Origin of the sequence: Caballeronia sp. LZ003 (genome assembly GCF_031451465.1) — a bacterium.
Taxonomy (GTDB): Bacteria; Pseudomonadota; Gammaproteobacteria; order Burkholderiales; family Burkholderiaceae; genus Caballeronia.
Genome location: NZ_JARUXJ010000065.1, coordinates 1 through 1,057 on the forward strand (window position 1 = coordinate 1; position 1,057 = coordinate 1,057).

1 protein-coding gene and 1 pseudogene are annotated in these 1,057 nt (G+C 61.5%); both read left to right on the forward strand.

Annotation, left to right across the window (positions count from 1 at the left end; translation table 11 throughout):
- Entirely contained in the window at positions 1-750 is a 750-nt protein-coding gene (locus QCE79_RS32920) for an electron transfer flavoprotein subunit beta/FixA family protein (protein ID WP_309851645.1), read from the forward strand.
- A pseudogene (locus tag QCE79_RS32925) lies at positions 750-1,057 on the forward strand (electron transfer flavoprotein subunit alpha/FixB family protein); the annotation flags it as partial. The gene QCE79_RS32920 and the pseudogene QCE79_RS32925, both read left to right, overlap by 1 nt.

Genomic DNA, 1,057 nt, shown 5'->3' on the forward strand with positions numbered 1-1,057 from the left:
ATGAAAATTCTGGTGCCAGTCAAGCGCGTGGTCGACTACAACGTGAAGGTCCGGGTGAAGTCGGACAACACGGGTGTCGATATCGCCAACGTGAAGATGTCCATGAACCCGTTCGACGAGATCGCCGTGGAAGAGGCGGTGCGTTTGAAGGAAGCGGGCGTGGCAACCGAAGTGATCGCCGTGTCGTGCGGCGTCACGCAATGCCAGGAAACGCTGCGCACGGCGCTTGCAATCGGCGCGGATCGCGCCATTCTCGTCGAGTCCGTCGATGAGTTGCAGCCGCTTGCCGTCGCCAAACTGCTCAAGGCGTTGGTCGATCAAGAAAAGCCCGAACTCGTCATCCTCGGCAAACAAGCAATCGACGACGACTCGAATCAGACCGGACAGATGCTCGCCGCGCTGGCAGGCTTGCCGCAAGCGACGTTTGCATCGAAGGTCGTCGTGGCCGACGGCAAAGCCACCGTGTCGCGCGAAGTCGACGGCGGCGCGGAAACGCTGTCGCTGAAGCTGCCCGCTGTCATCACCACCGACCTGCGCCTGAACGAGCCGCGTTATGTGACGCTGCCCAACATCATGAAGGCAAAGAAGAAGCCGCTGACGGTCGTGAAGCCGGCCGACCTTGGCGTGGACGTCGCGCCGCGACTGAAGACGCTGAAGGTCGTCGAGCCGCCCAAGCGTTCGGCGGGTGTGGTGGTGCCCGATGTCAAGACGCTGGTCGAGAAGTTGCAGAACGAAGCGAAGGTGATCTGATGACGATTCTGGTAATTGCGGAACACGACAACGCGTCCATCAAGGCCGCGACGTTGAACACGGTAGCGGCGGCATCGAAAATCGGCGGCGATATCCATGTGCTGGTCGCCGGTGCGAACGCGCAAGGCGCGGCCGATGCGGCAGCCAAGATCGCAGGCGTATCTAAAGTGCTGCTTGCGGATGCGCCTCAACTCGCCGAAGGTCTGGCCGAGAATGTCGAGGGCACGGTGCTGAATATCGCGAAGGACTATTCGCACATCCTCGCGCCCGCGACGGCCTATGGCAAGAACATCGCCCCGCGTATCGC

What these genes read in the sequence shown, in the direction of transcription:
- QCE79_RS32920 (WP_309851645.1), top strand. Translation starts at nt 1, where the DNA reads ATGAAAATTCTGGTGCCAGTCAAGCGCGTGGTCGACTACAACGTGAAG.